The sequence below is a fragment of the Gordonia sp. NPDC003950 genome, from assembly GCF_053605205.1.
In genome coordinates this window covers 1-5,556 of record NZ_JBSGIT010000050.1, presented here as the reverse complement: position 1 = coordinate 5,556, position 5,556 = coordinate 1, and the positions used below count along the sequence as shown (strand labels likewise).

The window sequence follows — 5,556 nt, the reverse complement described above, 5'->3', positions numbered from 1 at the left end:
TCCGTCCTGCCATGTTCCTCATCGTCCCTTCTCTGCCCTCACCAGGGCAATCAGGACTCTAGAACAACCCGGACCGGTTCACGGGGGACACGCCACGACTCATGCGGGCCACCTGTCGCATATCGCAACTCGACTACCAAATCTTCACCGACATGCGGGCGCAGCGTCGCAAAAATCTCAGCGTCCTATCGGGTATGCGCTGGCAACAACCGGTCACCGAATTTACTTGGTGGCCAGCGGTGGCGGCGTCCCGCCCGACCACATTCGGCGACCTCGTGATTGCAGCGGGCGACGGTCCGATCGGTCGCAGTCGGGCCCTGCGAGTGATCGCACAGTGCCACGTCGACCTGAACCTCAGTGAGGCCATTGTGTCGCGACGAGAAATCACATGGCGGGAGAACTCCGATGCTTAGCCCCGACAGGGCTTTTCGTTTCGGTATCTCGTGGCCGCACCGCGGTGAAACACACACACTCGTGGGTCTGAGCCTCGAATCCTTACCAAGGATGGTGACGCTCAGAAACGACCGCACAGGCGAACTCGTCGAAACCGAGTTACTCGGCGCCATCCATGAGCACTCTGCCTGGGCAACTCCTGAACGTGAAGCACACGACGACGTTGCGAGCCTCCTCGCCCTGCTGGACCCGAGGAAGCTCGCCACCACAATCGAACGCGCTGGTCACATTCGTGAGGTCCTCACCGGCAACCGCACCGGAGAACCATACGAGCCTGCTACCTGCGACAAGCGTTATGACCCAGCGCGATTCGATGAGGCAACTCGGATGCAAGTAAAGGTGGCCGACTTGAAGGGCGTTCGCGGCTACAGCCGCTCCACGCTCTTCGAACTCCGCACTGCATACATCGAATCTGGTGGCAACATTGCGGCGCTGGCGCCCGGTGGAATCCCGGTACCTGCAGATCCTCGCGAGGGAATCGATCCGGGCGTCATCGAGACCATCGCCGTTGTTGTTGCCGAACTCAACACCGAGCGGTACTCGTCGATGGACATCGGCTCCAAACTCGTCCTCTTGCAGACGTCGCTGCGAGAGCGGGGCGTGATCGATCACCCTCTCTTGCGTGCGCGACGACTCAAGGCGCTCCTGAAGTTATTTCAGCGCGGAATACCGCAGGAGAACACCGAAACCCGACGCAACAAGGCGTCGCGGACGATCGGACATGTATCCGCACCGAAGTCGTCTCAGTTCTTGGAGCGGGTAGAAGTCGACGCCACTCGGCTCAATACCGAGGTCTACGACCCTGATACCAAGGAGTCGTTCTTTCCCTATGTTCTCGTCGCGATCTGTTGCGCAACAAAGCTCATGGCTACTCGACTGTGCGCGAAGAGACCGACAACTCGAGATGTGAGGCTCCTGCTCTTCGACATGTTGCGGCCGATCGTGTTGCCCGACCGCCATCGAGATCACCTGCTGATGCTCGGCTTACCGCAAGAGCTACGGATTCGTCAGGCTGGCGGCGAGTTGCAAACGGTCGTCATCGACAACGGCCGGGAGATGATGAACATCTCCACTCTCGACGTCGCCTTGCGGTTGGACATCCGCATCGAAGGCTGCCGCGCCGGGACAGGCTCGGACAAGCCATTCGTCGAGTCCGCCAACAAAAACCTCGACCGTGTCCAGCAATGGTTCAAAGGCTACGTCGGTAACCGTCCACACCGCCGCGGGAAGAAGGTCACCGCAGCAATGTCTTACGCTGCAGCGGAATTGATCCTGCAGGAGTACACGCACTCGCTGTACCCACACCTTCCACACACTGGGCTCCCCGTCGACGCAGAGAGTACGGATCTCCTCACGCCTGCTCAGGCATTTGAACGATGCCTCGTTCGTGGCGGCGTGGCCGAGACGCGAGTTCACCCCGACGATGTGTTCGCACTCTTGGACAATGACGTCGTTGCTGTGCACTCCGACGGCATCCGCCACGCAGGTGCAAAGTACCGCGGCAAGGCGCTGCGCTACGTTGTGCGCGAGGATGATTCGACCAGCAAGTACGCCTCGAGTATCCGCATTTTCTACGACCCTGCCGACCGGTCACGAGTGTACTTCTACTCCACCGAACGTAAACACTGGTGCGAGTTACACGCTATGCATGACGACGAGCAGGCTTTACCACCGTGCAGCGATGTCCTGTGGTCAGACTGGCTCTTCGAGTTGAACCGTAAGAAATTTACTGAGGACGAAAAACTCGATGTCCGAGTCGCATTCAAAGAGTTCATCGAACGCATCATCCGGGATGAACCGCTCCGTTACGCCCACGATCGGGCCTTCTTACACTCTGCGGTGCCATCGCCCGAAGGTGGTACTCCCGGCGCAGTGTACAAGCACACCGAAGACGACCAGCACCACAACGATTTTCCGATTGATGTGGATGACTACATGCCCGACGACTACGAACTTGCCCTACTTCTCAGCAAAGGTGATGACTGGTGAGCGCCAACGACATTCATATTTCGCGTCCCCTCAGCCCCTACAGCCGCGCCGATCTCGGCTACTTTCCTCGCCGAATCGGCGACATGACGGAACCGCCCAGCGCACGCACCGACGAGCCCGACACCGTCGCCCGGTGGATCCGAGGCATCGGCCCTATCGAAACCTCCGACATCGAGAAGATTCACCGCGCAATAATTCGACTCCTGGCCCAGAACAGCCAGTCACCAGCAGGTTCGCGGCAATGGCTCGCCATTGACGGGCCACCACTGATGGGCAAGTCGTCGTCGGCGATCGTAGCGGCCCTACGCGTGAGTGACTGGCTGTGTGAGCATCAATCCGGTGACGTCAGAACGCCTTTCACCCACATCCCAGTCATCATCGTATCCGGCAACCTCGGCCACACACCTCTCGCGCGAACACTGCTCGACAACATTGCCCGGTTTATCGGCGTCGCGCTACCGGCGAATCTGCGCGCTGCAATCGCCGCGCTGGACTCTCACCTCCGCAACGTCGGCGCCCTGCTCGTGGTGGTTGACGACGCGCACTTCATCAAACGCCAGGGCGGGTCGCGCAATCTCACCGATGATCTCAAGGACATCCTCACATCCCTGACGGTCAGTTTCGTATTCGTTGGCGCCGGCCTGCGCAGTAGCGCACTCCTGCACGTCCCGAACGACGGACAAGTCACCGCACGGAAGCGACGTACCCGGGATACCGAACGGCCAGCAGACGAACTACGCTTCCAGCAGGATCAGTACTCCGCAGTGGAACAGCTTCGGTGGCGTATGACCCTTCTTGCCCTCATCGAGCAACCAGCCACAGCAGACGGCGCACCCGACGACGTCTTCATCAAGCGAATGAGTTCGATGGTCACACAGCTGGAACGCATCGACGGATTTGACCCCAAGTACCTACGCACCGAGTCCGGGCTCAAGCTCATCTTCCAACGCGCAAGGGGAAGAACCGGAATCGGATTCAAGATCATAAGCCTCGCCGCCGCCGTCGCGGCCGAACTCGGGACAGCACCCAGTCATCAGCACGTGCGCGCCGTATTGCGAATGTCGGATACGGAGATCACCAGTGCCTAGATTGCCCCTCACCGATCAGCCACGGGCGGACGAGTCACTCGACTCGTGGCTCGAATACCTCGCAGACCTGATGTCATGCACCGTCCGAGAACTCCTGTCTATGTGCGATATCAACCCCGGACGCCGTTTCGCGGGGTTCACCACCGGCGTCGACGACAACTTCGCAGGAAACCTCACCGCTGCTACTGGATCGCCCATCGACGCGATTCATCGGGCGACTGTCGCCCGCTACGCCGAGACGCTCGGTACGGACGGCACCATCAACCCGATCCTGCTCACCGGGTGCAGCACGAAGTTCTGTCCACGTTGCCTCACCGATAACGGTGGACGCTGGAAGCTGATCTGGCATCTCCGCACCAGCGCGGTGTGCCGAGAGCACTGCTGTCTGCTTCTTGATCAATGCCCGCGATGCGGCGGAAAACCTCGAATGACGACGAGCCGAAAGCCCCAAGCACTTCGACCGCCGGGGCAGCGATCGGGAGGCCTGTGCGGCATCCACGGCTGTATGGACGCACTCGTCGAGGCTCCAGCACCTCTGGTTAGCGCCGGCAGCGCCGTTCTTTCACAACAACTGTGGATCGATAGTGCTATCCACCATCCGCACGTGTCGATTCCCGCACTCGCCGGGCTAAGTGAGCAAACCGTCCATGTCATGCGCGATATCGTCGCCATCAAGACCGCAGCCGGGCGCGAGACCGCCTTGGGTTCTCCGGGGGGCGAAGCGCCGTCCCTCTACAACTCGCCAAGTGCGCCAGCGGACCAGCTGTTCGGCGACATCCACCACCAAGACCAGACCAGCCCTCACCTGATCGGCGAGGCCGTAGCCCAGACACTGCTCGTCAACACATACACCGCACCCGACCGCGACGCCGTCATCGACAACCTCGACTGGCTGCCATCCAATGCCGCACGACGAGCCTGCTATTTCAGACCGGCGTCAGACAGCCGCGGCAGCACCGTCGGGCCCAGTACAAGGAGGCTTATCTACCACCGCGAGATGGCCAGCTCAGCAAGCAACCCTTTACCCCTGTGGCACACAGAGATTCTGCAAACAGCTGGGGTCCATCCGCTGCCAACAGCCGCGCTCCCTTCGCGAATGTGGCCCTCTGTGGTGAGCAACCATCCGCCGGTCACGGGCAGCGCCCAGAACCTGCTGCCTCTGACATCAGTCATCTCTCTCGCAGCACTCGGCCACCACGGTCGACCGGTCCATCAGCGCAGGGCCTTCGACATCATTGTCGACGCCCATCGCCTCGACGTGGAACTCCAGTCGCTGTGGTCAGGCGACAACGTAGCCCAGATCTTGGACTACTACCTCGCCTTACACGAACACCTGCGTTCACAACCGCCCCCAATCGACTACGCCCGCAGGCGGCGTCAATTCCCCAATCCCACAGCCCTTTACGGGAAGTCTCACCGGCATCCCAACCCCGCACGATTCGTCTGGCAACTCCTCACCGGGTCTGACCCATTCTCGACCCTTGGTGCAGCACGACGGTTCGGGCCGATCATCGATCACTACTGCCGGTTCGCAGAGAACCTCACCCCGAGACAGAAGAGCGTCCTCATCGAGGAAGCGCGCCGCCTCCTCATCACATCAGGGATCACAGACGAGCCCGTCATCTACGCGCCCGCACACGATGGGTCAGATTTCAGACGACGTGAGACCGAAGAACTCAAAGAACTTACCATCGACGATGCTCTCATCCCCGGCACCCACATCATCGCACTCAGGAGCGCCTCGCAGGACCGGACGCCCGAGGCAGTTCTCCAGTTCGCCCTCAATGGCGACAGTCACCTCGCAGAAGCACTTGTCCATTTCACGACCACAGCAGGACAGCACCAAGTGACTGCGGCGAGACGTGCGGGCAGGCGGCAAGTGCAACTGGCAGAGTACGAGGACGTGCTCGAAGTGCACCTCGGCCGCGTCCTGATCCATCCCGGCATTTCCGGAGAGCTCAGGTTGTGAGTGCCTCCTCCGGATTGAGGGTGCGCATGTGAGCGTAGTGGAGTTGCTCAGCGTGGT

General features: G+C 60.6%; 3 protein-coding genes. All 3 read left to right on the top strand.

Going from position 1 to position 5,556, the window contains the following annotated elements:
- The first annotated feature begins 504 nt into the window (after nucleotides 1-504).
- Genes ACWETB_RS23695 through ACWETB_RS23685 form a run of 3 tightly spaced genes read left to right on the top strand, consistent with a single transcriptional unit; the run spans nucleotide 505 to nucleotide 5,499 of the window.
- Nucleotides 505-2,442, top strand: a complete 1,938-nt coding sequence (locus ACWETB_RS23695) for a Mu transposase C-terminal domain-containing protein (protein ID WP_452214027.1) — start codon at nucleotides 505-507, stop codon at nucleotides 2,440-2,442.
- Nucleotides 2,439-3,530, top strand: a complete 1,092-nt coding sequence (locus ACWETB_RS23690; RefSeq protein WP_452214025.1) for a TniB family NTP-binding protein — start codon at nucleotides 2,439-2,441, stop codon at nucleotides 3,528-3,530. Before ACWETB_RS23695 ends, ACWETB_RS23690 begins: the two co-directional genes overlap by 4 nt.
- Nucleotides 3,523-5,499 (top strand): TniQ family protein, encoded by a 1,977-nt coding sequence (locus ACWETB_RS23685; RefSeq protein ID WP_452214023.1) that lies wholly within the window; start codon nucleotides 3,523-3,525, stop codon nucleotides 5,497-5,499. Before ACWETB_RS23690 ends, ACWETB_RS23685 begins: the two co-directional genes overlap by 8 nt.
- Nucleotides 5,500-5,556 lie beyond the last annotated feature (57 nt).

Coding starts and splice junctions, on each gene's coding strand:
- ACWETB_RS23695 (WP_452214027.1), top strand. CDS start 505: ATGGTGACGCTCAGAAACGACCGCACAGGCGAACTCGTCGAAACCGAG.